A 508-nucleotide genomic window follows, 5' to 3' on the forward strand; every position below is an offset into this window, starting at 1 on the left:
CAGGACCGCCCGCGCCAGGCCCTCGGCATCGCGCAGCGCATCCGAAATGCCGTGCGCGGTGATCGGATCGCGGAAGAAGCCGGCGTCGCCGACCAGCGCCCAGCCAGGGCCGTAGGCCTGGCGGATATAGCCCGGCACGCCGCGGAACGCCTGCAGGCGGGCATCCTTGGCCGCGCGGTCGGCTTGCGCGGCAAGGGCGGGTGAGAGCGCTTCCAGCACCTCCATGCGGGCGCCCGCATGGCCGATGCGGAAGCGCTGGTCGAACAGCCTGGTCGGTACCGAGGCGACGATGCAGGCCATGCCGTCATTGGTCGGGATCAGCGAGCCGGCAATTCCGTCGCGAAAATACCAGTGGTAGCCGGCGCCGGGTTCGACGGGCGCATAGCCATAGACATGGGCGGCCGAGACCGCGCCTTGTCGCAGCACCTCGGCGTCGCAGCACTTCGCCACCAGCGAGCCGATGCCGTCGGCGCCGACCACGATATCGGCGCTGACCCGCAAGGCGGCG

1 protein-coding gene is annotated in these 508 nt (G+C 71.1%); it reads right to left on the reverse strand.

Features of this window, described 5'->3' with window-relative positions; genetic code table 11:
- A partial coding sequence (locus DH10_RS31050; RefSeq protein ID WP_425515393.1) for an NAD(P)/FAD-dependent oxidoreductase occupies positions 1-508 on the reverse strand: 508 nt, incomplete at both ends.

The organism is Mesorhizobium silamurunense, assembly GCF_014843825.1.
Classification (GTDB): Bacteria; Pseudomonadota; Alphaproteobacteria; order Rhizobiales; family Rhizobiaceae; genus Mesorhizobium; species Mesorhizobium silamurunense.